Source organism: Pseudoalteromonas sp. TB64 (genome assembly GCF_000498095.1).
Taxonomy (GTDB): Bacteria; Pseudomonadota; Gammaproteobacteria; order Enterobacterales; family Alteromonadaceae; genus Pseudoalteromonas.
In genome coordinates, this window is record NZ_AUTQ01000172.1 from 1 (window position 1) to 22,874 (window position 22,874).

Annotated in this window: 26 protein-coding genes and 1 pseudogene; 11 read left to right on the forward strand and 16 right to left on the reverse strand. The window is 38.7% G+C overall.

Going from position 1 to position 22,874, the window contains the following annotated elements; genetic code table 11:
• Positions 1-30: 30 nt before the first annotated feature.
• On the reverse strand, positions 31-792 hold the full coding sequence (locus L647_RS0114315) for an IS5 family transposase (RefSeq protein WP_024611512.1): 762 nt from the start codon (positions 790-792) through the stop codon (positions 31-33).
• A 165-nt stretch (positions 793-957) separates the two neighbouring features.
• On the opposite strand from L647_RS0114315, the gene L647_RS1000000125370 reads away from it, so the two are divergent.
• A complete protein-coding gene (locus L647_RS1000000125370; RefSeq protein ID WP_253948887.1) occupies positions 958-1,311 on the forward strand; it encodes a CPBP family intramembrane glutamic endopeptidase in 354 nt (117 codons plus the stop codon).
• A 103-nt stretch (positions 1,312-1,414) separates the two neighbouring features.
• Entirely contained in the window at positions 1,415-1,810 is a 396-nt protein-coding gene (locus L647_RS0114325; protein WP_024611686.1) for a hypothetical protein, read from the forward strand.
• 13 nt (positions 1,811-1,823) lie between these two features.
• Here L647_RS0114325 and L647_RS0114330 read toward each other — a convergent pair whose 3' ends face one another.
• From L647_RS0114330 to proB, 5 genes are all read right to left on the reverse strand, one after another.
• Positions 1,824-2,123: a hypothetical protein gene (locus tag L647_RS0114330; protein ID WP_024611687.1), complete on the reverse strand. Its 300-nt coding sequence runs from the start codon at positions 2,121-2,123 to the stop codon at positions 1,824-1,826.
• Positions 2,124-2,296: 173 nt separating this feature from the next.
• Entirely contained in the window at positions 2,297-3,781 is a 1,485-nt protein-coding gene (gene gltX, locus L647_RS0114335) for a glutamate--tRNA ligase (protein ID WP_024611688.1), read from the reverse strand.
• Between the two features lie 39 nt (positions 3,782-3,820).
• On the reverse strand, positions 3,821-4,180 hold the full coding sequence (locus L647_RS0114340; protein WP_024611689.1) for a glutaredoxin domain-containing protein: 360 nt from the start codon (positions 4,178-4,180) through the stop codon (positions 3,821-3,823).
• A gap of 66 nt (positions 4,181-4,246) precedes the next feature.
• On the reverse strand, positions 4,247-5,212 hold the full coding sequence (locus L647_RS0114345; RefSeq protein ID WP_024611690.1) for a GGDEF domain-containing protein: 966 nt from the start codon (positions 5,210-5,212) through the stop codon (positions 4,247-4,249).
• Positions 5,213-5,305: 93 nt separating this feature from the next.
• Positions 5,306-6,409 carry a glutamate 5-kinase gene (proB, locus tag L647_RS0114350; RefSeq protein ID WP_024611691.1) on the reverse strand — a complete coding sequence of 368 codons (1,104 nt, stop codon included), beginning with the start codon at positions 6,407-6,409 and terminating at the stop codon, positions 5,306-5,308.
• A 119-nt stretch (positions 6,410-6,528) separates the two neighbouring features.
• Here proB and L647_RS0114355 point away from each other — a divergent pair, with 119 nt between their 5' ends.
• Entirely contained in the window at positions 6,529-7,488 is a 960-nt protein-coding gene (locus L647_RS0114355; RefSeq protein ID WP_024611692.1) for a DMT family transporter, read from the forward strand.
• Here L647_RS0114355 and L647_RS1000000125375 read toward each other — a convergent pair.
• The 3 genes from L647_RS1000000125375 to pdsO are packed head-to-tail and all read right to left on the reverse strand — an operon-like array spanning position 7,383 to position 10,777.
• Complete coding sequence (locus L647_RS1000000125375; RefSeq protein WP_076917058.1) at positions 7,383-7,988, reverse strand: class GN sortase; 606 nt, start codon at positions 7,986-7,988, stop codon at positions 7,383-7,385. The two genes, L647_RS0114355 and L647_RS1000000125375, sit on opposite strands and share 106 nt — an antisense overlap.
• Before the next feature lie 13 nt (positions 7,989-8,001).
• Positions 8,002-10,011 (reverse strand): marine proteobacterial sortase target protein, encoded by a 2,010-nt coding sequence (locus L647_RS0114370; RefSeq protein ID WP_024611693.1) that lies wholly within the window; start codon positions 10,009-10,011, stop codon positions 8,002-8,004.
• Between the two features lie 31 nt (positions 10,012-10,042).
• Positions 10,043-10,777, reverse strand: coding sequence for a sortase-associated OmpA-like protein PdsO (pdsO, locus tag L647_RS0114375; protein ID WP_024611694.1), 735 nt, complete (start codon positions 10,775-10,777; stop codon positions 10,043-10,045).
• A 205-nt stretch (positions 10,778-10,982) separates the two neighbouring features.
• Here pdsO and pdsR point away from each other — a divergent pair, with 205 nt between their 5' ends.
• The 3 genes and pseudogenes from pdsR to L647_RS1000000126135 all read left to right on the forward strand — a co-directional run bounded on the left by pdsR (position 10,983) and on the right by L647_RS1000000126135 (position 14,246).
• Positions 10,983-11,672, forward strand: coding sequence for a proteobacterial dedicated sortase system response regulator (pdsR, locus tag L647_RS0114385; RefSeq protein ID WP_024611695.1), 690 nt, complete (start codon positions 10,983-10,985; stop codon positions 11,670-11,672).
• Positions 11,672-13,809, forward strand: a pseudogene (pdsS, locus tag L647_RS01000000124285) (proteobacterial dedicated sortase system histidine kinase). The gene pdsR and the pseudogene pdsS overlap by 1 nt, the downstream one beginning before the upstream one ends.
• 272 nt (positions 13,810-14,081) lie before the next feature.
• Positions 14,082-14,246 carry a hypothetical protein gene (locus tag L647_RS1000000126135; RefSeq protein WP_173399991.1) on the forward strand — a complete coding sequence of 55 codons (165 nt, stop codon included), beginning with the start codon at positions 14,082-14,084 and terminating at the stop codon, positions 14,244-14,246.
• Between the two features lie 5 nt (positions 14,247-14,251).
• Here L647_RS1000000126135 and L647_RS0114400 read toward each other — a convergent pair whose 3' ends face one another.
• Complete coding sequence (locus tag L647_RS0114400; RefSeq protein WP_024611696.1) at positions 14,252-15,502, reverse strand: multifunctional CCA addition/repair protein; 1,251 nt, start codon at positions 15,500-15,502, stop codon at positions 14,252-14,254.
• A 133-nt stretch (positions 15,503-15,635) separates the two neighbouring features.
• Here L647_RS0114400 and L647_RS0114405 point away from each other — a divergent pair, with 133 nt between their 5' ends.
• Positions 15,636-15,863 carry a hypothetical protein gene (locus L647_RS0114405; RefSeq protein WP_024611697.1) on the forward strand — a complete coding sequence of 76 codons (228 nt, stop codon included), beginning with the start codon at positions 15,636-15,638 and terminating at the stop codon, positions 15,861-15,863.
• A gap of 33 nt (positions 15,864-15,896) precedes the next feature.
• On the opposite strand, the gene L647_RS0114410 is transcribed toward L647_RS0114405, so the two are convergent.
• The 4 genes from L647_RS0114410 to L647_RS0114425 are packed head-to-tail and all read right to left on the reverse strand — an operon-like array spanning position 15,897 to position 19,777.
• A complete protein-coding gene (locus tag L647_RS0114410; protein ID WP_024611698.1) occupies positions 15,897-16,397 on the reverse strand; it encodes a DUF1543 domain-containing protein in 501 nt (166 codons plus the stop codon).
• Positions 16,398-16,405: 8 nt separating this feature from the next.
• Complete coding sequence (locus L647_RS0114415; protein WP_024611699.1) at positions 16,406-17,755, reverse strand: sigma 54-interacting transcriptional regulator; 1,350 nt, start codon at positions 17,753-17,755, stop codon at positions 16,406-16,408.
• A gap of 5 nt (positions 17,756-17,760) precedes the next feature.
• Positions 17,761-18,318, reverse strand: coding sequence for a hypothetical protein (locus L647_RS0114420; RefSeq protein WP_024611700.1), 558 nt, complete (start codon positions 18,316-18,318; stop codon positions 17,761-17,763).
• 1 nt (position 18,319) lies between these two features.
• Positions 18,320-19,777, reverse strand: coding sequence for a HAMP domain-containing sensor histidine kinase (locus L647_RS0114425; RefSeq protein WP_024611701.1), 1,458 nt, complete (start codon positions 19,775-19,777; stop codon positions 18,320-18,322).
• Positions 19,778-20,109: 332 nt separating this feature from the next.
• Between L647_RS0114425 and L647_RS0114430 the strand changes: the two genes are divergently transcribed.
• The 4 genes from L647_RS0114430 (at position 20,110) to L647_RS0114445 (ending at position 21,422) form a co-directional block, all read left to right on the forward strand.
• Positions 20,110-20,343, forward strand: a complete 234-nt coding sequence (locus L647_RS0114430) for a cag pathogenicity island protein Cag25 (protein WP_024611702.1) — start codon at positions 20,110-20,112, stop codon at positions 20,341-20,343.
• A gap of 24 nt (positions 20,344-20,367) precedes the next feature.
• Positions 20,368-20,595 (forward strand): hypothetical protein, encoded by a 228-nt coding sequence (locus tag L647_RS0114435; protein WP_024611703.1) that lies wholly within the window; start codon positions 20,368-20,370, stop codon positions 20,593-20,595.
• A 345-nt stretch (positions 20,596-20,940) separates the two neighbouring features.
• Positions 20,941-21,177: a calcium dependent protein gene (locus tag L647_RS0114440; RefSeq protein ID WP_024611704.1), complete on the forward strand. Its 237-nt coding sequence runs from the start codon at positions 20,941-20,943 to the stop codon at positions 21,175-21,177.
• Positions 21,178-21,185: 8 nt separating this feature from the next.
• Positions 21,186-21,422 (forward strand): EF-hand domain-containing protein, encoded by a 237-nt coding sequence (locus L647_RS0114445; protein WP_024611705.1) that lies wholly within the window; start codon positions 21,186-21,188, stop codon positions 21,420-21,422.
• Positions 21,423-21,569: 147 nt separating this feature from the next.
• Here the strand turns inward: L647_RS0114445 and L647_RS1000000125635 are convergent, their stop codons facing one another.
• Together L647_RS1000000125635 and L647_RS0114455 are read right to left on the reverse strand one after the other, a co-directional pair.
• Entirely contained in the window at positions 21,570-21,803 is a 234-nt protein-coding gene (locus L647_RS1000000125635; RefSeq protein ID WP_050581990.1) for an energy transducer TonB, read from the reverse strand.
• 219 nt (positions 21,804-22,022) lie between these two features.
• Positions 22,023-22,784: an IS5 family transposase gene (locus L647_RS0114455; RefSeq protein ID WP_024611512.1), complete on the reverse strand. Its 762-nt coding sequence runs from the start codon at positions 22,782-22,784 to the stop codon at positions 22,023-22,025.
• Between the last annotated feature and the right edge of the window lie 90 nt (positions 22,785-22,874).

Sequence of the window (22,874 nt, forward strand, 5' to 3'; positions counted from 1 at the left end):
TAGGGGCTGTTGATCTTTGTAGTATATATATTAATCAGCCCACATTGGTAGCCACATCATAGTAAATGCTAAAGCGAGCATGGAATGATAATTCCGTTCAAGCTTTTCATACCTTGTAGCTATCCCTCTATATTGTTTGATCCGACCAAAGGCATTCTCAACTAAGTGCCTATATTTGTACATGCACCAGTCAATATCTTCATTACCCACTAAACTGTTATCCTTGCGTGGAATAACGGGTGTAGCGCTATTATCACGAATAAACTCTCTTAGTTTTTCACTATCGTAGCCTTTATCTGCGACAACCACATTACTCGTTGGGCAATTGTCTACAAGTGACTCTGCATGGACGATATCATGCGTATTTCCACAGGATAATTCATAATAAACAGGCAATCCTCCGCTATCTACTGCAAGATGAATTTTAGTCGAATTGCCACCTCGACTCTTACCGATTGATTCATTGCCAGCGGTTCTTGCACCGCAACTATGCTGGTGAGCCCTGACAATACTGCCATCAATAAAGATCCAATCCATATCAGCATAGTGGGATAACACACGAAATAATTCATTCAAAATATCTTTTTTGGACCATAAATTAAATCGTCTATAGATAGCACTCCACGAGCCGAAATAAGACGGTAAATCTCGCCAAGGAATACCGGTACGCATCTTATAGAGTATGCCTTCGAGCGTTTTTCTATGCTCAGGCTTATTATAAATTCGACCACTTAAGTGCATTACTTTTGATAAGACATTCCATGTCGCGTCTGTTAACATTAATCTTGGCATGAGGGTTCGGTGTAACGTTTTTTAGCGAATTCAATTATACCTTATCCTCATGCTGTTTGTTTTTTATACCGCAAAGATCAACACGCCCTAGACTTTAAACAACCTGTTTTAATAATTATTACTACCGTTTTTGCTGCGCTTATAGCTGCTTTAACACTTGGGCTTGTGAGCTTTAACCCTAAAGTTCCTGACTTTTGGTTAGCATTTATTGCTATCAATCTTTTATTTACCTGTGTAGCTGAGGAGGCTTTATTTAGAGGGTTATTACAGACTAAGCTTAGCCAAATAATCACACCTAAGCGCTTAGCACTACTTGCCCCGATAATAACAGCTGCAGTGTTTGCTTTGGCGCATTTTGCTGGAGGCATTAGCTATGTACTTGTCTCGTTTATAGCAGGCTTAGGATACGGCTATATTTTTTATAAAACGCAGCGCTTGGAGTGGGCTATTTTATGCCATTGGTTAGTTAATGTTTGTCACTTCTTTTTGTTTACTTACCCTATGTTAAGTAAACCCTAAATACATTTACAAATGCTAACAATTTACGCAGTAGCAAATATTGTTCTCACTTGATTTATATAGTAATTTATATTTTAAATAATAAATTAAAGGACTAATAAATATGCTGCGTTTTATAATGGCAATAACAGTGCTCGCCACAATAACGGGTTGTTCAGGCATTACTTTTCATACCGATATAGATAATGATGTGCTATCTCAAGAAATTGGCACCTACGTTAAAAAAAGAGATTTGCAGCAGTTTTATAGTGACCAAGAAGCGCACGAAAGTGGTGCGACACTTTTGGGGCGAATAGAAGGTGAAAGCTGTGATGGCGACGGTAGAGGCAACAATAATGTAAGCTATAATCGCTCTAAATCAAATGCTATCGATTTACTCAAAGCAGATGCCATGCGCAGAGGCGGCAATGCATTTACTATTAACTCTTGTAGCGAAACGTCTGTATCGTATTGCGACTTATCTGTTTTATGCACCGGACAAGCTTACGACTATCAATAAGTAAAAGTGCAAATTATATATTAAGCGCAAAGCTAAGTAATACGCGCTTTCCAGACTCAATTTTAGATACGCTGTGTTCGTACTTATCGGGTCTGAACAAATACACGCGATTAAATAAGTTAATAATGCATTTTGAGCATTTAAATACCCCACCCGCTTTAGGTTTTTCTACTACAAAATTAAGTTTGTAATAACGCCCTTGCTGCACGGGATCAATATGGTTCATTACACTGTGATTTGTTGGGTAAGTAACAAGGTTTATCGAAAATGTATTACTACTAAAAATGGCTTTGTTTTTAACGGTTGCAATCATACTGCCTCCATACTGTTAATGTGCCTTATTGTATCATTGGGCTGGGTCTTACTTCGTTTTTAAGCGAGACTAAAACACCATGACATATAGCCAATCAAACTAATATAAAATGATTAAACACAAAAAAGCCGAGCTTAATAAAGCTCGGCTTTTAAAAGTACATTGTTTAGCAATTATGCACTTGGGTATTCGCGGTACGCACGCTCTATATTTTTAGCCTGCTTTTTAGAAATACCTAAATGAGCAAGTGCAACACGTAAACGAGCACGTGATAAGTCAGACCCTAATATTTCCATTGCATCAAGCACTGACGTACTTGATGTTTTGCCTGTAATGGCGACAAATATTGGCTCTAAAAAGTCTTTAATTTTAAGCTCGTGGAATGTTGCTACTTCTTTTGCAATTGCAAAAATAGCTGGCTTTTCAAAGCTACGCAAGCCTTCAAGCTGCCATACAAAAAATTGTAGCGCTTGGCGAATCACGTTTTCGTCTGCTTTGCCGGCTGTTAATAGCGCTGGATCGTATGTTGGAATTCCGCCTACAAAGTGCCCTGCAAGCTCAACCATATCAGACAGCGTATTAATACGTGTTTTAACTTCTGGTAATATTTTAGCGAGCATTTCGCCGTTAAACTTCCAATCAACAAAGCGCTGTATTAGCTGCTCGTCAGTTAGGTTTTCGCGGATCCATGTGCCGTTTAACCAGCTCAGTTTATCTACGTCGAACACGGGTCCACCAAGCGATACGCGCTTCATGTCGAAGTTTTCAATCATTTCATTCAGTGTGAACTTTTCACGCTCATCTGGCATTGACCAACCCATGCGACCTAAGTAGTTAAGTACGGCTTCTGGCAGGTAACCCATTTCTTTATAATAGTTAATAGACGTTGGGTTTTTACGCTTAGACAGCTTTGATTTATCTGGATTACGTAGTAATGGTAAGTGACCTAGTACCGGTGCTTCCCAACCAAAATCTTCATACAGTTTTAATAACTTAGGTGCTGAGTTAATCCACTCTTCACCACGGAAAATATGGCTAATTTCCATGTGATGGTCGTCAACTACGTTTGCTAAAAAGTACGTTGGAAAACCATCAGCTTTTAATAACACTTGCATGTCTACGTTTTCCCACGGGATCTCAATTTCATCACGTAGGTAGTCGTTAAACTTAAATGAGCCTTCGCTTGGGATTTTCATACGTATAACGTAAGGTTTACCTGCTGCTAAGTTTGCTTTAATTTCGTCATCAGTGTGGTTTAAACCACGACCATCGTATTTAGGACGCAAGCCTTCAGCCATTTGCTCTTCACGCATTTGGTCAAGCTCTTCGCTTGTTGCAAAGCAGTAAAACGCTTTGCCATCGTCTACTAATTGATGTGCGTATTTTTTATATAAATCGCTGCGCTCAGATTGACGGTAAGGACCAAATTCGCCACCGATATCAGGACCATGATCCCACTCAAGCCCTAACCAACGTAGGCTATCCATAATAGCTTGTTCTGATTCTGGCGTGCTGCGCACTTGGTCAGTATCTTCAATACGAAGTACAAATTCACCGCCTTGTTGTTTAGCAAAACAGTAATTAAATAATGCGATATAAGCGGTGCCAAGATGCGGGTCACCAGTTGGTGACGGGGCAACACGGGTACGAATTGTCATGGTATATTCTCTTTAAATAAGTGAGATAGTAAAAGTGGTTTATGCAGCTACTTTGTTTAAGTAAGCAATTATATCGTTTGATTCGTACAGCCATTCTACTTGGCCATTTTGCTCTATGCGTAGGCAAGGTACTTTAACTCTGCCGCCTTGCTCTAGTAGCTCTTGACGATATTGCTCATTACTTTTTGCATCGCGTGTTTCTATGTTTAAGCCTTCGCGCTTAATGGCGCGGCGTACTTTTACACAAAACGGGCATGCTTTAAATTGGTATAGTTTAAATTGTGAGGTTTGCTGATCAAGCTGCGCTTGCACGTCGCTTGCGCGCTTTTTACTGCGAGGAGTAAATACAAAATTAAAGAATAAAATTATACAACCTAAAAACCAACGAACTAATTTCATGTTCTATGCTCTGCTTACAACAATTTAAGGAGCCAGATTTTAGCACAAATTTACAATCAAAAAAGCTCAATACTCTTGAGTTATTGCCTCTTCTTCATAAAGCACTAACTCACTGCATGCGGTTACCTTATTTCGACCTGTTCTTTTAGAGTGATAAAGTGCTAAATCAGCCTGATTAACAATACGCGATACCGTATCAATATTTTGTAACTCTAAAAATCCAATACTTATTGTTAATTGCTCAACCTGTACAAAGGAATACTTGGCAACATTAGCTCTAAGTCTGTTTAATGCATTGTAAGCGTCAACTTGAGTTGATGCCTGAAATAATATGGCAAACTCCTCTCCGCCGTATCTAAATACATAATCTTCCACTCTAAAACTACTTTTTAATAGCTTTGCCACTTGGGCAATAATTCCATCACCCACTACATGACCAAAATTATCGTTCACGTCTTTAAATAAATCGATATCGACTATAGCTAAAAACCATCCTCGGTTTTTACAAGCACCTTCTCTGGGAAGTAAAAAACCATTACCTGACACTATTTCCATTACTTTTTTATCAAATGTTTGGCGGTTTAATAATCCTGTTAAAGGGTCTAGGCGAGATTTATGCAATAGCCACAATTGATTGGCGTAAATATTTAAAATATGCAGAGCCATCATACAAGTTTGTTCTTTTAACGCTTGCTCAGTTTCTATAATTAAAATACCTATAATATCGTCTAAATGATAAACCGGTATATAAGTAGTCGTAATACCATGCGCGTGGCTGATTCTTACTTTATTTAGGGTGGCTTTATTTAATAAATATGGGATTTGATTTGAGTTCACATGCTCTAACGTATTTGAAGGGGTAATCAGTGTGGGTGGCACAAGTGCACAAAAGTGCTTATTTATGTAAGCAGCAAAATTATTAATTTCGAGTAAGTCACTAAGAGCTTGAGTTAAAGCGCAATCTAAATCACTTTCTTCTTCTTGCTGTGTGAGTGAAACAATCCACTTATGACCACATTGATTTGCTTGCATTAAATCGCCTAAACTAATTGGACTGCAACTAGTTTAGACAATATAAATAAAATTACTAGACAATATTTACAATGCAACCCTTTAGTTTGTATTTTAAAGCAAAACTAAATCATCCCGATGCAACACTTCTGCACCGCTATCGTAATCAAGTAACTCACCAATTTGATTTGAATGCGCCCCTTTTATTTTATTTACTTCAACACTGCTAAAACGCGTTAAGCCTCGTGCAATTATTTGATTTTTAGTGTCTATTAAATCAATTAAATCGCCTCGTTCAAAACTTCCAAATGCATTAGTAACGCCTTTAGCGAGTAAGCTTGCGCCTTTATTTTGCAGCGCTGTAATAGCGCCAGCATCTATAGTGATCTGCCCTGTGCTTTTAGGTCCTGCTAGTAACCATTTTTTTCGACCATCTTTTGGAGCGGTGAGTTTTAAAAAACGAGTGCCAGGTAACTCGTCACTCATGCATTTTAAAATAACGTTTTTGCCTGCGCCTTTAGCAATAATAACTTCAACGCCTGCACGCCTTGCAATGTCGGCTGCTTGCAGTTTTGTTGCCATACCGCCGGTGCCTAAATTTGTGCCACTGCCACCAGCAAGTTGGCGTAACTCATCGTTTATATGGGTTACTTCGCCAATAAGTGTTGCATCAGCATTAGTGCGAGGATCACTGGTAAATAACCCTTCTTGATCGGTAAGTAACAGTAATTTGTTTGCATTAGCCAAAATAGCAACAAGCGCCGATAAATTATCGTTGTCACCCACTTTTATTTCACTCGTGGCTACTGCATCATTTTCATTTATGATTGGCACAACGTCGTAGTTTAATAATGCAGTGAGTGTATCGCGGGCATTTAAGTAGCGTTCTCTGTCGTCTACATCGGCGCGAGTAAGTAGCATTTGCCCTACGTTTACACCGTATAAAGCAAATAGGCTCTGCCAAATATGGATAAGTTGACCTTGTCCAATTGCAGCAAGCATTTGTTTATCAATTAAGCTTCTGCCGCAGGGCTTTAATAGTTGTTCGCGCCCAGCAGCAACAGCACCACTAGACACCAAAATAACGTGATGACCTTGTTTTTTAAGTTCGCAACATTGGCGTACTAATTCAACCATGTGTGCTTTATCTAACTTTTCGGTGCCGCCAGTGAGTACGCTTGTACCAAGCTTTACAACTATTACTTGTTCCCTTTGCATGGGTTTTTTACTAATCATTTATTAAAGATAAATTAATTTATACCAGCTCGGTATTTTTGAACAAGTTAAAAATATTCATGCTAGGATCTGATTTTATTAAATTATGTAAATTACTCTCTATGCCTGCCAGTTTATGTTTAATTATTGCCACCTTTTTATGGGGTAGCTCTTTTATTGCACTTAAGTACGCCATTGCCATTTACGACCCTGCATTGGTGATATTTTTACGCATGCTTACTACGTTGGCTTTATCGCTTTGCTTATGGCGTTATGTTATTCGGTTTGAGTATTTAAAAGGTGACTGGAAGTATTTAGTGGGTATGTCGCTTGCTGAACCTTGCTTGTACTTTTTATTTGAAGGTCATGCAATGGAATATACTTCGGCTTCGCAAGCGGGTGTTATTGTGTCGTGCTTACCTATTATTATTGCTCTGCTTGCCTTTGTGTTACTTAAAGAATACATAAGCAAAGCAATTGTTGTAGGGTTTACTTTATGTATTGGCGGCAGTATTTTACTTACTCTTCTTTCACCAAGCTCTGACCAAGCACCTAATCCGTTATTGGGTAATTTTTTAGAACTCATGGCCATGGTGTGCGCTGCATTTTATACTGTAAGTATTAAGCATTTAGCTAATCGGTATTCCCCTATCACACTCATTGCACTGCAAGGCATTAGTGGCAGCTTGTTTTTTGCACCGTTTTTATTTTTTATCGACCTACCAAGCGAAAACCAGCATGACTTAACCGCACTTATGAGCATTTTGTACTTAGGCTCGTGTGTAACTCTTGGCGGGTATGGCATGTATAACTACGCTATTAGCAAGGTGTCGGTATTAACTGCTGCGGCGTATTCCAATTTAATTCCTATTTTTACACTTATTTTATCAGCTATTATTTTGGGCGAAGTGCTTAACATTTGGCAATGGCTGAGCATCTTTGTGGTGTTTATTGGTGTAATGGTAAGTCAGCGCCATCAAGAGCTTGTGGTTGATATACCACTGAGCGAATCTGGCGAAGACATTTGTGCAGATATAAGCAATCTTAAATCAGTACCAGAGGCAAGTGAATCAAAAGGGTAACAGGTAAGCAAATAAAGCCCTGGAGTATGTAAAAATGTGTTTTGGGATTGATGAATAACCTCAACCCCCGTTACTTTATAATGTTGTACCTCCCCACTTTGTAACTGCAAAGTAAACTCTTCACCCACTTTGGCGTTTTGTAAAAATGCAAAGTGGGTGTCGTTATGCCCTGCTATTAGTGCGCCTTTTTTATTACCAAACTCTTTGCCACCCAACGCTCCTGCGGGTAAAAACTGGCTAGGTGCAAACGCTAAGTTACGACCACTCGCTCCAGCAAGCACATTCAATGTTTTATTATGGCTTGGCCAATTAAGCTGCGCTGTAACGTAGGTATCGGCATAAAACCATGGTTTTACTTGTGTATTAGGTGCTTTAAGTGCCTCTTGCCACGCTTGCTCAATTAGTACTTGAGCAAGCCACGCTTTTGCCTGCATATAAGCGCCGTGTCCAAATAATCCTAACCCTAATATTAGTAAACCCGTACTTAGCCACTTTTTCATTTTAAGCCTCTTTTTATTTAGCTCTTTGCTTAAATTTAAGAGCGCCAAATCCTAGTAATAAAATACAGCCTAGTAATATATGTAGCCTACTTTGCCCGTCAGTTTGCGGTAAACGCATTGCCATGCCTTGTGGTATTGCATTAGTAGCTTGTACGCTTTGCTCTGCCACTGCTTTTATTTGTGTTTGTTCAATTGCTATAAAAGCAGTAAACGGACTGAGTAATTGATGAGTTAGTGCAAGTTTTTGTACTTCATCTTTAACTGTATTTTGCTCGTTATATAAAAGCAGTGACTTTATTTTTTCACGAGCCCATAGCTTTGCTATGCCTTTTGCATTTGAGCTGTTTTGTGTACTTATTTTAATACTAAAAGGCCCTTGTGCAGTTTGCCCAGTAAGTACCACATTTTTTACGTTATTGAGCTTTATTGCCACCATAATCGGTTCACCAAAATATAAATCGGGTAATGGTGATGGCCAAAAATCTAATGCATTACCGCTTTCATCATTTAACGCTAAATTAGTAATGGCTGGATGAGCGAGCTTATCAAACAACTGCTGCATTTTAGGCTGCACCTCGCTTATGCTGCCTATAAATGTGAACGTGCCCTTGCCAGCATCGGCAGCGCGGCGCATAAAAAAGCTATTAGGAGCACTGCCAATACCCACTGTAAATAAGCGGCTATCACCTAGCTTACTTTGAATGTTTTTAAACAGTGTATCTTCGTTACTGACACTACCGTCGGTTAAAAATACAACTTGGCGCACAAAACCATCAAACTGGCTTCCATCAAGTACGGTATCTAATGCGCTTTGTATTTCGGTACCACCATCAGCCTTTAAACTATAAATAAATCGCTCTGCTCGGCGCAAATTAAAGTCACTAGCAATAAGTGGTTTGTCACTCATTGGGTTAACCACACTATCAAAGCCAATAATGTTAAAGCTGTCGTCGCTATCAAGTAGTGACAGCGCATAAAATAATGCTTTTTTAGCTTGCTCTATAGATTGCCCATGCATTGAGCCTGATGTATCAACTACAAAAACCATTTCACGAGGTAAGCGCTGCGTTTGTACAAATTGATCCCCTGGTGGCATTAACATAGCAAGCCCGTAACGATCCCCGTTCTCAAACTGCTCAGTAAAAAAAGCGGCCTGAGCTTGATCTTTTTGCAGTGGTTTAAACTCAAGTAAAAAATCTCGGTTAACTGCATTTGCTTCATTTAAGGCTATTTTATATTGCCCAAATGCGGGATTTTGCACATCAACATTATGAAACTTAGAGTTTATATCTACCAACTCCAAGCCTACATCTATATCAATGCTTAAACTAAATTGGCTGCTTGGTACATTATCATCATTTTTATTACTTTCTTGGGTGCTATATACAGGGCTTAACCAGCCATTTGGCACAGGATTATTCGATGTTTTATTTGTGTTATTTTGCTCAACTTCACCATTTATTGCATGGTAACGAGGAGTAATTGTAGTTGGGAACCGAATAGCAAATGTGCCACTGCTGTAATCAATTATTTCTTGGTACTCAAGTTCAATAATTACTTGCTCACCGGGGCCAATATTAGCCACGTTAGTAATAAACATATTCGCACGTTGTTGGCGAACTAAAGCCGCTTGCTTACCTGCTTTTTTAGCCTCAGTGTATTTTTTTTCTGCCTCATCTTTTTTATCAATCTCGCCTTTAATTACTCGCTCCCCTATGCGCATCGTCATCGCATGTACTGCGCTTTCATCGGGCAATGGAAATACATAGCGAGCATTTACTGCAAACGGATTTTCGTTTTGATAGGTCTGCGTTACTACAACATGGTTAATGAGACCTGTTAAGGTCATATTAGCGTCGCTTTTTAAAATTATTGCAGAGCTTACTTGCAAGCCCTGACTATCAAAAAGTTCTAATTTAGGCGATTGTGCATGGTTTTTAAAGCTCACTAACATCACAGATATACTTAGTATAAAAAGGCTTACCCATTTAAGGGTAAGCACTTTGGTTGGTCTACTCAATATCAACATAAAATCACTCCATCGAACGCTTAAATTAGTTACTTGCAGTTTGCCCATTTACAGGATTTATTGAGCGAGTGGTAAGGGTCACACGTCTATCAAAAAAGTTATCTTCTACTGTGTTGCTACTTGCCAATGTTTGTTGCTCGCCAAATGCTTGCGTGCTTAATCGTTTATGGCTTACACCATGTTTTATTAAGTAGCTTTGCACGGCATCTACACGCGCTTTAGAAAGTAAAAGATTGGCTTGCTCGTCGCCGCGTTGATCGGCAAAGCCACTTAAATCAAGCGCAAGCTGTGGTTGGTTATTCAAAAGGGCGACTAGTTGATCTAGCTGAAGCGCAAAATGCGAAGCAATAACACTTGAGCCTGTTTTGAACTGCACTGTCATTGCTAATAAGTTATTAATTTGAGCTTGAGTTAATTGCTCATTTTGATTGGCAAGCACTTCTACCTGTTGCTCTAGCATGTTGTTATGATTAAGTACGTGTTGGTAATCATTGGTTTTTTCTTTCATTATAGTGATTGCGCGTTCTTGCTCTGCAATTTTATTGTCGGCTACTTTAGACTCCCCTATTAAACCACCCGCAAATGCACCAACAAAAGCACCAATAGGGCCGCCCACTACACCGCCAATAATAGCGCCAGTACCTAAGCCTATAGCTGTTTCTTTATGTCCTTCTTTTGATGGCGTATGAGTAGCTGCTGAGGCAAATGCTTCAGTACAAAAACTAGCAATAAGAGTGAGTGCTATTAATGTTTTTTTCATAGTTTGATCCTTAAAATTGTTTTTTACTTTTATGATGTTTTGTTTTGATGCTTGTATTAAAACAATCTCAAGTGGCAACAAAGGGGAGCAAAAATGGCAAACTGCTGAGCAATTGTGGCAAAAAAAAGGCAATTGCCTTTTTAACCTTACTTAGCTTAAAAACTTCGTTATAGTGCACAGCACAGTAGAGTAGCTAATGATTAAAATGAAAAAAATAGCCATCATTGAAGATGAACCTGCAATTCGCGAAAACTACATAGAAATGCTTAGCGCACAAGGCTACCAAGTTAGTGGCTTTGAAAATCGCGCCAGTGCAGAAGCTGAATTTAAAAATGCCCTGCCCGATTTAGCCATTGTTGATATTGGCTTGGGTCATGAAATAGATGGCGGCTTTTTACTGTGCCAAACACTGCGATCACTTTCTAAAACACTCCCTATTATTTTTTTAACCGCACGCGATAGTGAAATAGATACCGTATGCGGCCTGCGCATGGGCGCCGACGACTACCTAACAAAAGACATAAGCTTGGCTCATTTAGCTGCGCGTATTGGTGCACTATTTCGCCGAATGGAAGCGCTTGAGCAACCCGCTGATGCAAACGCACTCATAACACGCGGGCAATTAACACTCGACACACAACGTATGCAGGTATTTTGGCAACAACAATTAGTTGATTTAACCGTAACCGAATTTTGGATGCTGCATTCACTCGCGCAACGTCCTGGGCATGTTAAAAGCCGTAATGAGTTAATGAGCGATGCAAAAATTTATGTAGACGACAGCACCATTACTTCACACGTAAAACGTATCCGTAAAAAGTTTATAGCACTCGATAGCACCTTTGATTGCATAGATACTGTGTATGGTATGGGCTACCGGTGGGAACAACACTAATGTTACGATTTGGTCTACGCAGTAAATTTATATTACTTTCATGTTTTTTGTTTTTGCTGCCGTGGCTTGGCTACGAGTACGTGTGGGAAATGGAAAAGTTTTTACGCCAAGGCCAAGAAAAAACCCTCGTAGGTACTACTCGCGCACTTGCGACCGCATTACACGAACGCCCTGCGTTATTTGATGAACAAACTAATTTTTTAGATCAAGTAGTAAAAGGCCGTGATTTATACGCTTATAACCTTAAAAACCCTATTCAGCTAGATGGTAAACTCACCGATTGGGAAAGCTACCAACCGCTGTTTTGGCATTACGATAAGCGCTACTTGCAAAAAACAGACAGTAAACATCAAGCCAGTGATTTATCGTTTGATCATATGGTTGGCAAGTTTGATAATTATTTATACGCCGTATTTAAAGTAACTGATAACACACTTATTTATCGCGCTAAAAACAGCTTAAGTATTACCAATAACGATTATTTACAAATTGGTTTAAAAAATCCAGACGGTCAATTTAACACCTACATAATTGCACCGCGCCAAGATGGCTGGGTCAATGCGTTTAATGCAAATACCAAAGCACCTTTTACAAAAATTCAGGGCTATTTTGAAAGTACCAATACAGGTTATAACGTAGAGCTGCGTTTTCCCATTAGCATGTTGGGCAACAAACTTGGCTTTGCTATTGTTGATGTAGATAATAAAGATGCCTTGTTAGAACCAAAAATAATGTCGACCTCAAACTTAAATAACCCAAACGATTTAGGCTCTGTATTAGTTCCCTCTCCAGAGATTAGCCGTATTTTAAAAGGTATGGGTCACAGNGTAGCCGTATTTGGGTAGTCGATAACCATCATCGTGTACTTGCGCAGTCGGGCACTATTCAAAATGCAGATGGCGTATGGGCTGACGGTCTCAAAAATCAGCCACCAGAAACTACATGGCAACGCTTTGAACAAACGTATTTGCACCCATTGTATTATAAAATTTTAACGCGTCCCGAAAATGAATTTTTAGACACCCTGCACGATGTAGCTTCTATGCAGGGCACGCACTTAGCTAAAGCATTAAAAGGTCAACCTGCATCGTCTTGGCGCTTAACCCCCGACAGCAAAGCCGTTATTTTATCGGCAGCTTACCCTATTTGGATTCAAGACCAAGTAATTGGCGCGGTAATAGCAGAGGAAACTACAAACGGCGTACGAACACTGCGTAACAAATCGCTCGAAAAACTCTTTAACGTTATTTTAGCCGTTATGCTAATTGGCACTGTTACCCTGTTCTTTTTTGCCTCGCGTATATCGAGCCGTATTAGACGACTACGCGATACAGCTGAGCAAGCAATTGATGCACAAGGGCGTGTTACCGGCAGTATTAATTACAGTGACGCAAACGATGAAATTGGCGACCTATCGCGTAGTTTTTCAAACATTGTGAGCCGACTTGGTGGCTATACCGATTACTTAGAAAATATGTCGTCGCGGTTATCGCATGAACTGCGCACGCCTGTTGCGGTAGTTCGCTCATCACTTGAAAACTTACAAAGTTTGCCACAAAATGAGCTAAGTCAAAAATACCTCGATCGCGCCAGTGAAGGCGTTGAACGCTTAGGTAAAATTATAACCACCATGAGCGAAGCTACCCGCCTTGAGCAAAGTATTCAAAGCAATGAACCCGAGCCATTTGATTTACAAAAAGTAATAAATGGCTGTATGCAGGGCTACCAACTTACTTATCCAAACCAGTTATTTACGCTTGATTTATACCAAGAAAAATTGCCTATGCAAGGCGCACCAGAATTTATAGCCCAGCTACTTGATAAACTGATTAACAACGCGCTGGAGTTTAGTGAAACCAATACTGCTATTAATGCGAGCCTTAAACATATTGAAAACAAGGCAATATTAACAGTGAGTAATACTGGTCCCGCTTTACCTGAAGGATTAACTGAACATATTTTTGATTCTATGGTGTCGGTACGTAGTCAGCAAATGCAGCAACAGCCACATTTAGGGTTAGGGCTTTATATTGTAAGGTTGGTGTGCGATTACCATAAAGGGAGCGTAACAGCGCAAAATAACGAACAAGGCGATGGTGTAGTGTTTACCGTAACGCTGCCGTTAGTTAATAGTTAAGCTAAGGTCGTATCTACAACCATGCTATTTATAACGATAACGCTGTAGTGAAATGGTGATTACATAATAAACCAAATAAAGCTGTATCTTCTTTGTTAAATTCAGCCATTAAAATTAACTTTAACTACATACGTATTAACACTTGAATTCTACTCACCCCGTAAAACCTGCCGATTACAATTTAGTGCAAGTTCAAATGTAACTATTCACTTTTTATTCAGTCAAATGACCATACCCTAATCATATTAAAGTATTACATTTGAGGAATAACCATGAAGTCACCACTCGAGCGTGAAGAATTAGATTTTATTTTTGATTTATATAGGCCCTCTAAAAAGCCTGTGTCTGAGAACATAAAACCAAAAAGTACTAACTACAAAGAACTAAGAAAGCACGACGCGAGCAAAAACCAAGGCGTATCGCACTACTTAGTTTAACTTTATTACGATTGAGACTTCTCTCGTTCTAAAAATGCTTTAATGCAGTTAATTTCTGCAAGCCTTACTTCTTCGCCTATTTCTGGACCTTTTTTACCGCTTTTAAGTGCATTTTGTACTATCTGCTTTTTGTCCATTTTTTGTAGTTCAGTATGAATTTCTCGCAGTTTAGCTGCTTGCGGGTATGGCTTATCAACAAGTGTTTCACCTCGCCCTTGCGCATCACACTGGCAAGCTTGAGTAAACGCTATAAAACGCTCTGGGTGCACCAAAGCATTTAGATTAGTGATAATTAACTTATGAATTGTTTGCGCTCTTAACTGATCGACCGTATGGCAAAGCGTATGGTTATCACTGGTGAGCACACCAATATCACGAAAACGGTTAGGCACTTTTAAGCGCTCACAAAACGCCTCAACTACTGCAACGCCTTCGCGTTCATGCCCACGTAAATTTCCGCGTATTTTATAACTAAGTGCTTTACCAAAGTCATGGGTAAGCGCAGCAAAGCGCGTTTCTAAATTAAAATTTAAATCTGCGGCTCGTCTAAGTACTAGCATGGTATGTACAAACACATCACCCTCGGGATGATGCGCTGCTGGTTGCGGTACATCAACCATACGCTCAAGTTCTGGAAAAATACCTAAGCCTTGTAGTGCTTCAAAATAAAGCTCTGGGTGTTTTTCGCTAAGTGCTTTTTCGGTTTCAAGCCACACACGCTCAGGTACTAAATGATTTAGCTCACCTTTATTTTTAAGCTCACGCATTAATGCGTACGTACTCGGGTGAATACTCCAATCACTGCCATAGCGCGCTAAAAAACGGGCAATACGCAGTACTCGAACAGGGTCTTCTACAAATGCTTCTGTGGTATGGCGCAGTGTTTTGCTTTGTAAATCTGCTTGGCCATTAAAGGGGTCAATAATATTATTATTTTCGTCAAGCGCCATTGAGTTTATGGTTAAATCACGCCTAGCTAAGTCCTCTTCTAGCGTTACCGTTGAGCTGGCATCAACCACAAAGCCGGTATAACCTTTGCCACTCTTTCGCTCTGTACGCCCTAGTGCGTATTCTTCTTTTGTTTTTGGGTGTAGGTAAACAGGAAAGTCGCTACCTATTGGTACAAAACCGAGCGATTCCATTGTGTCTGGCGTTTCACCAATCACGACATAATCGTTATCTTTTGATTTTATATTTAGTAGTTTGTCGCGCACAGCACCACCAACTAGGTAAACCTGTTTTAAGTTACTTTTCACTTTATTCCCAATAACACTTGCCCAATTGTTTGACACTAATCATATCATTAATTAATAAGTTCTGTGATGTTTGCCAAGCTTAAGTAAGCTCATTACAATGACGCATTATTTTAATGCCATAGCCTTATATTCAATGAAAAATCATTCATCAAAAAAAGAACTCATGTTACTACCTATTTTATTGGTGGTTATTTTAATGTGCGTGGCAGGTCACTTTTTACTACAAGCTAATTTTCAAGACAGCAATATGGTTGAATACATGCTTGCCGCCTTGCCGTTTGCCATGTTTGGATTAGTTATTGTGGCGTTTAAAATGGCGGCTAAAAGCGAAAAGGATGAGCAAAATGAGCAGGATTCTTAATCCTGCTTTATCTTTTTAGAGCGATCTATTTATTTAAAGTACGTGGTACCCAAACCAATCTGGTTTAATTGCTTGAGCTTGCCCACTAGGCGTGAGTTTAATGTTTAACTGGCTGTCGAGTAAATCAATGGCAAAGCAGTCATCTACGTCGTGTAAGTCATCTTTATGAATATGACTAAGCCCTGCGAGTAAATCATTTTTAGCGCGTTGCTTAGCCTCATTACTGCTACTTGCAACATACAATGCAAAGTCGTGTTGCTCAGCCATAGAATCGCTTCTGTAAGCGCCTAGGTTTACAAAATAGAGTTGTTTATTTTGCTCAACATAAGTATCAACTACTTCTACTTTAAAACCGTCAATATGACTAATTGCCATGTAACTATCCATGTGAACACTGCTTCTGTCGCCTACCCATTGGCTCTTTAATTTAGTATACGTTTGCTCTATGTTTTGCCCTACCACAAAGCGAATGTCATGCATTTCTATGTGGCAGCCTTGAATTCGGCCACCTAAATACACCATAAATAATTGCATGCTTTTCCTTAACCTAAATTATCAACATCAATATTATGTTTTTTAATCAGCTTATAAAAATCAGAGCGGTTACGTTTAGCAAACTTTGCGCCTTCAGCTACATTACCACCTGCCATTTTTAGGGTGTTGATAACGTAGTCGCGCTCAAACTCTTTTTTTGCGTCGTTTAGCGACAATGGCTCTACGTTTGTTTCGTTACTATTCAGCGCTGTTAATACTAAATGTTCTGAAATAACTTCGCTTGGTGTAAGTGCCACTACTTGCTCAATTACATTTTGTAATTGGCGAATATTACCAGGCCAATCGTAGCGTACTAATGCATGCATGGCTTCATTGGCAAAACGTTTTTCATTTTGGTTCATACGTTTAGCAATGCTGGCACTAAAATGCTGTGCTAATAAACTTATATCTTCGCGGCGCTCACAAAGCGGCGGTAGTTTTAAGTTAACAACGTTTAAACGATAATATAAATCTTCCCTAAATTGCTGGTTTAAAATAGCATCGGGTAGATTTTTATGTGTTGCTGAAACTATACGTACATCAATCGCAATTTCTTCTTGAAAGCCTACTGGGCGAATAGTTTTTTCTTGTAGCACCCTTAATAACTTAACTTGTAAATTAAGTGGCATATCGCCTATTTCATCTAAAAATAACGTGCCGCCCTCAGCTTGCTGAAACAAACCTTGATGATCTTTAATTGCGCCAGTAAACGAGCCTTTTTTATGACCAAATAATTCTGACTCTAAAAGCTCACCCGGTACAGCGCCGCAGTTTATAGCGACAAACGGACCCTCTTTTACATGACTATGCTGATGAATAGCTTGTGCGAGTAATTCTTTACCAGTACCACTTGCACCCGAAATTAATACATTAACATGAGTCGGTCCAAGCAATTTTACTTGCTCTAGCAAATGCAACATAGCACCGCTGCGCGTTACTATATTACTTTTTGGTACAACTTCATCTGCATTAACACCATGTATTTCTATCGCTTTAGCTAGGCTGTCAAATAACTCATCTTTATCTATTGGTTTAGTTATAAATGCAAAAATGCCTTGCTTGGTTGCCTCGACCGCATCAGGGATTGAGCCATGTGCTGTCATCATAATAACGGGCAATGCAGGATAGCGACTTTGTAATTGACGATGCAATGCCATACCATCCATTTCGTCCATTCGTAGATCAGTTATTACAGCATCAAAAACATGACTTTTTAATGTTTGTAATGCAATTAAGCCACTTTCACAGGTTGTTACTTCGTAGCCTTTTGATTCAATACGAATAGCGAGCAGTTTTAATAAGCTAGCATCGTCATCGACTAATAATACTTTTGCACCTTGTGGTTTTGCTGCTGCCATTATTACTACTCCTTGGTTTCTTCGCGCAATAAAAGCTGTTGCTCTATGGTCGCTAATGACGAGAGGGTTTCTTGCATTTTATTATTGAGAGCTTGTTGCTCTTTTTTAGCATTTATTTGCATAGTGACTTGCTGCTTTTGCAACCATAAATATTGCTTGATATCGTCAGGCCAAAAGTAGGCTAAGTCGAGTTTAAGCAATTTAGTCATTACTGTATTAGGGTCGTTACTGGTGTTTAAACACATAAATTTAAAAAAGCTTTTTAGTTCTTTTTCACCAAGGTAAACCTGCTTAACTGGAGTTACCTTAAATCCACCACATTGATTTGCATGCCATGCAATTACCTGCTCTGCTGGTGGATAAATAGGATCGTCCTTTGGACGAGATTTAGGGCTTGGCTTAGTGTTTTTATCTGTCGTGACCTGAGTATCGATCACTGGTGCCGGTGTTGTTTTCGTTATTGAGGCAGAAACATGATCTTCTTGTGCGTTGTTAATTTCGCAACCCGATAAAATGATGGTGCTACCAAGCACACATAAAATAGTCATTAAACGCGATCGCATGCTAATTAACTCCTTGAATAGTTGTTATTGGAATTTTAATTAAAAATAGACAACCTTTAGGTTCATTATGTTCCACCACTAATTGCCCTCGTAATTGCTCAACAGACTCTTTTACAATAGTTAAACCCAGTCCACTGCCTTGCAGAGTAACATTTTTACTGTGTTTGCCTTGATAAAATGCGCTAAAAATTTGAGTTTTTTCTTGCTCTTTTATGCCGCACCCTTCATCAGTAACAGCGATACAAAGCTGGTTTTGCTCAAGTGCCAAATTAATAGTGACACTTTGCTTATCTTCAGAAAATTTTAAGCCATTAGAAATTAACTGAATTAAAATCATTTCAATTAATTCGCTCGGTAACGCGAGCGTTTTATTAGGGAGGTGATTTTGCCACTTTATTGCTTGCTCTCGAGCACCTAAACGATGTTCAAAGTGACTGTTTATTTTATTAATAAGATAAGTAAACTCAACTTCGCTTAAGCTATCTTTACTGGTTCGAATAGCGTTGTAACTTAATAAACTGTCGATCATAGTACGTAAGCGCACCATTGATTGAGCAATAAGCTCAAGTACCGCTTTTTGCTCATCAGTAATAGGACCAACTATTTCATCGGCGAGTAAATCGGTACCCTCAACCATTGAAGCCAGTGGCGTTTTAAGCTCATGCGTTACATGGCGTAAAAAGGTATCTTTTTGTTGTTCAAGTACATGAAGCTGCTCTTGCACCCATTGTAATTTATTACCCAATTCAACTAATTCAGCAGAGCCTTTTACCGATATTTTTTGCTGCCAATGACCTTGCCCTAATTTATCTATAATTGATGTTAAACCCTTTAAGCGACCGCTTATACGCCATAAAAAACCGCCCCCTACAATTAAAGTAAGTGGAATAAGTGCTACCAACCAATTTATAAATGATGTTTGTAAGCTTGTTAATTCATTTTTATTATCAGTGATTTGGGTTTCGTTTTTATCACGTAACCACAGTGTAAGCTCCGCCATTAAATCACTTATAGGCATAAATAATTCTGCCTGCTCTTGTTTTTCTTCAACGAGTTGTACGTGCGCGGCTTGTAGAGTTTTACTTAAACGCTGCCATTGCGCACTATGATCTTGGCTTGCATTAATAAGCGTTAGTTCATCTACGCTTTGTAAAGATGACTGCCACTTATCAACAATTAATTTATCGAGCGACTCGCTTTTTAATACCCAGTTTTGTCTTGTAGCGCGCTCAAGGCTGTTTAGTTCTTGCTTTAAAGCATTGAACGATTTAGTGACTTGGTAGTTATTACTTACTATTAGTTGAGTAACGTCTAACTGCTTGTTAAGCGCATTTAAAAATACAATAACAACCAACGAAAGAGGAAGTAGTGACAACAGCATGCTTATTACAAATTGACCTATTAAATTAGGTCGCCAATTAAGCATTGTTTTGTATTTTTCAGCCATGGTTGTTGGCATTATGTTTAATCCTCATTGACGTTAAGCATTCTATTATTAGGCGTCTACCTTATACACTAGCTGAATCAACAATTACATTTAATACGATTAACTGTTCGCGTAATAAAAACACCTTGTCGCCAAACTGCAACAACGTAACTCATTGATTTTAAATACCTAGTATAAACCTCTTAAAATTGTGTTGCTAAAAGCACACAAAAGTTACATCAAATCCAGTAAAAATTTCATACTCACATCTAACTACCGACATAACCGATTGAAAATAAACAAAAATACTTTTTGGCATCATTTTTGTAATGGGTATAACAACTTTATTTAATAAGGAAATAATTATGAACAATCGCTTTTTAGTAATCTCGTCATTACTCGCTTTGGGCTTTTTAAGCACAGGTGCACTCGCTATGGACGTTCAAGCTACTTTTAACGAGTTAGACAAAGACAGTAACGGTACATTAAACGAAGCCGAAGCTGGCGAAGACGCCGTATTACATGAAAACTTTGCACAAATAGACACAAACCAAGATGGTTTGTTGTCGCTAAATGAATTCAAAAAATTTATTCAATAAACACATTTAATAAGGAACGTGATTATGAAACAACTTATAGCCGCTTTTTCATTAATGTTTTTAGCAATTAGTGCCACGGTACTTGCATCACCAACAAATGTGCGTTTTGCCCATTTAGATAAAGATATGGATGGGCAAATATCAATTACCGAAGCAAAAAAAGACAAAGAAGTAATGAAACAATTTACTGATTTGGATGAAAACGACGACGAAATGATCTCAAAAAAAGAATTTGAGAGCTTTAAACCTTAAGGTTAAGTTTTACTTAAGCTTCTACCTAGTAAAGTGAACTTAAAGTATTTGCCATAATCCCTGAGGGAGTGTGTAAAAGGATTTAATGTTGGGAGTTAAATTATGGCAAGTGCTTTATCCCTTCTAGCTTAAAGCTAAGTATTTAATATTAATTAAATTTAAATATTGACTGTTTTAGTGATCTAAAGCCTCGTTAACCTCGTTTAATGCTTTTTATATAGAACAACTGTATAAATTTTTTGATTCGTTATCAGGTTCTTTGTGTCGCTAAAGTGGGTTACTTACTTAACACTATGAGTATAAACGTTAGTAAAACCGTAAATACTGCATTTTGGAAGGAACATCATGAAGATACTTACTTTGTTATCAAGCATCTTAATGCTATCAAGTTTTAGCGCCTCAGCTCTTGATGTAAAGCAACGCTTTGACCACCTAGACTCAAATAAAAGTGGATACCTAACTCACGATGAACTTGATGCTCAACCACAATTACTAAACACTTTTGTAATGTGGGATAAAGATCAAGACAGTAAAATATCACTAATCGAATTCAAAAATTATCTAACCAATAACCTCTACTGAGTAATTTCATGAAAAATATAAGCTATATAGCGTTTTTTTCGCTTAGCATTTTTAGCACATTAAGTTTTGCCGTAAGTAACGATATTGCTGAGCAATTTGAAAAATTAGATAGAAATAAAGATGGGGCTTTAACACGTTCAGAAACAGCGGCAGATCCCGCTCTGTGGTCGCGCTTTTCTAACTACGATCAAGATAAAGACGGAAAACTAAGACTTAACGAATATGACTTGTATGCAAGCAAGTAATAATTATTAAAGCTAGGTAAATAAAAGTACCTGGCTTTTTTATATTGATACGTTATTAACTACGACTCTATTTTCCACAAGGACAATGCGTTAGGTACTCTATATCACTAGGTTTTGGGCTTACCATAAAGTCCATTCGAGCATAAGTTAATATAGGTTGCTTACTTGTACTTTGAGCTGCGGATCACAACGCCATAGATTCATAGTCGCAGCTGCATTTTTATCAAATATTCCCTCAGGGTAGGACGAAATAGTGTTATCCCCTTGAGCACTACCCTGTGAGTTAACTAGCACAGATAACTCAACACAACCTGAAGTACTTTTCTTTGCGGCTTCTATCAGGTATACCGGCTCATCTCTTTTAGCAACATTTAGCAACATTCCAATATTCACCTACCTCACTTTGTAGTTCAGGACTCGATAAATCAATAAAACTCGGCATTTATCGTTTACTCGTCTATCAAAACATTGAGCTACAGGCTGGTAGCATCATGCTCAAGGGGAATAATAAATAAGGGCTTTCATCGCATTTTCTTTTACTTGGTTAGTTATTATTAATTAGATTTTCACTAGGGGCTGTTGATCTTTGTAGTATATATATTAATCAGCCCACATTGGTAGCCACATCATAGTAAATGCTAAAGCGAGCATGGAATGATAATTCCGTTCAAGCTTTTCATACCTTGTAGCTATCCCTCTATATTGTTTGATCCGACCAAAGGCATTCTCAACTAAGTGCCTATATTTGTACATGCACCAGTCAATATCTTCATTACCCACTAAACTGTTATCCTTGCGTGGAATAACGGGTGTAGCGCTATTATCACGAATAAACTCTCTTAGTTTTTCACTATCGTAGCCTTTATCTGCGACAACCACATTACTCGTTGGGCAATTGTCTACAAGTGACTCTGCATGGACGATATCATGCGTATTTCCACAGGATAATTCATAATAAACAGGCAATCCTCCGCTATCTACTGCAAGATGAATTTTAGTCGAATTGCCACCTCGACTCTTACCGATTGATTCATTGCCAGCGGTTCTTGCACCGCAACTATGCTGGTGAGCCCTGACAATACTGCCATCAATAAAGATCCAATCCATATCAGCATAGTGGGATAACACACGAAATAATTCATTCAAAATATCTTTTTTGGACCATAAATTAAATCGTCTATAGATAGCACTCCACGAGCCGAAATAAGACGGTAAATCTCGCCAAGGAATACCGGTACGCATCTTATAGAGTATGCCTTCGAGCGTTTTTCTATGCTCAGGCTTATTATAAATTCGACCACTTAAGTGCATTACTTTTGATAAGACATTCCATGTCGCGTCTGTTAACATTAATCTTGGCATGAGGGTTCGGTGTAACGTTTTTTAGCGAATTCAATTATACCTTATCCTCATGCTGTTTGTTTTTTATACCGCAAAGATCAACACGCCCTA

Bases quoted from the DNA above. Each gene is read 5' to 3' on its own strand.
- L647_RS0114315 (WP_024611512.1), bottom strand. From the start codon at position 792: ATGCCAAGATTAATGTTAACAGACGCGACATGGAATGTCTTATCAAAA.
- L647_RS0114325 (WP_024611686.1), top strand. From the start codon at position 1,415: ATGCTGCGTTTTATAATGGCAATAACAGTGCTCGCCACAATAACGGGT.
- L647_RS0114330 (WP_024611687.1), bottom strand. From the start codon at position 2,123: ATGATTGCAACCGTTAAAAACAAAGCCATTTTTAGTAGTAATACATTT.
- gltX (WP_024611688.1), bottom strand. From the start codon at position 3,781: ATGACAATTCGTACCCGTGTTGCCCCGTCACCAACTGGTGACCCGCAT.
- L647_RS0114340 (WP_024611689.1), bottom strand. From the start codon at position 4,180: ATGAAATTAGTTCGTTGGTTTTTAGGTTGTATAATTTTATTCTTTAAT.
- L647_RS0114345 (WP_024611690.1), bottom strand. From the start codon at position 5,212: ATGCAAGCAAATCAATGTGGTCATAAGTGGATTGTTTCACTCACACAG.
- proB (WP_024611691.1), bottom strand. From the start codon at position 6,409: ATGCAAAGGGAACAAGTAATAGTTGTAAAGCTTGGTACAAGCGTACTC.
- L647_RS0114355 (WP_024611692.1), top strand. From the start codon at position 6,529: ATGCCTGCCAGTTTATGTTTAATTATTGCCACCTTTTTATGGGGTAGC.
- L647_RS1000000125375 (WP_076917058.1), bottom strand. From the start codon at position 7,988: ATGAAAAAGTGGCTAAGTACGGGTTTACTAATATTAGGGTTAGGATTA.
- pdsO (WP_024611694.1), bottom strand. From the start codon at position 10,777: ATGAAAAAAACATTAATAGCACTCACTCTTATTGCTAGTTTTTGTACT.
- pdsR (WP_024611695.1), top strand. From the start codon at position 10,983: ATGAAAAAAATAGCCATCATTGAAGATGAACCTGCAATTCGCGAAAAC.
- L647_RS1000000126135 (WP_173399991.1), top strand. From the start codon at position 14,082: ATGAAGTCACCACTCGAGCGTGAAGAATTAGATTTTATTTTTGATTTA.
- L647_RS0114405 (WP_024611697.1), top strand. From the start codon at position 15,636: ATGAAAAATCATTCATCAAAAAAAGAACTCATGTTACTACCTATTTTA.
- L647_RS0114410 (WP_024611698.1), bottom strand. From the start codon at position 16,397: ATGCAATTATTTATGGTGTATTTAGGTGGCCGAATTCAAGGCTGCCAC.
- L647_RS0114415 (WP_024611699.1), bottom strand. From the start codon at position 17,755: ATGGCAGCAGCAAAACCACAAGGTGCAAAAGTATTATTAGTCGATGAC.
- L647_RS0114420 (WP_024611700.1), bottom strand. From the start codon at position 18,318: ATGCGATCGCGTTTAATGACTATTTTATGTGTGCTTGGTAGCACCATC.
- L647_RS0114425 (WP_024611701.1), bottom strand. From the start codon at position 19,777: ATGCCAACAACCATGGCTGAAAAATACAAAACAATGCTTAATTGGCGA.
- L647_RS0114430 (WP_024611702.1), top strand. From the start codon at position 20,110: ATGAACAATCGCTTTTTAGTAATCTCGTCATTACTCGCTTTGGGCTTT.
- L647_RS0114435 (WP_024611703.1), top strand. From the start codon at position 20,368: ATGAAACAACTTATAGCCGCTTTTTCATTAATGTTTTTAGCAATTAGT.
- L647_RS0114440 (WP_024611704.1), top strand. From the start codon at position 20,941: ATGAAGATACTTACTTTGTTATCAAGCATCTTAATGCTATCAAGTTTT.
- L647_RS0114445 (WP_024611705.1), top strand. From the start codon at position 21,186: ATGAAAAATATAAGCTATATAGCGTTTTTTTCGCTTAGCATTTTTAGC.
- L647_RS1000000125635 (WP_050581990.1), bottom strand. From the start codon at position 21,803: ATGTTGCTAAATGTTGCTAAAAGAGATGAGCCGGTATACCTGATAGAA.
- L647_RS0114455 (WP_024611512.1), bottom strand. From the start codon at position 22,784: ATGCCAAGATTAATGTTAACAGACGCGACATGGAATGTCTTATCAAAA.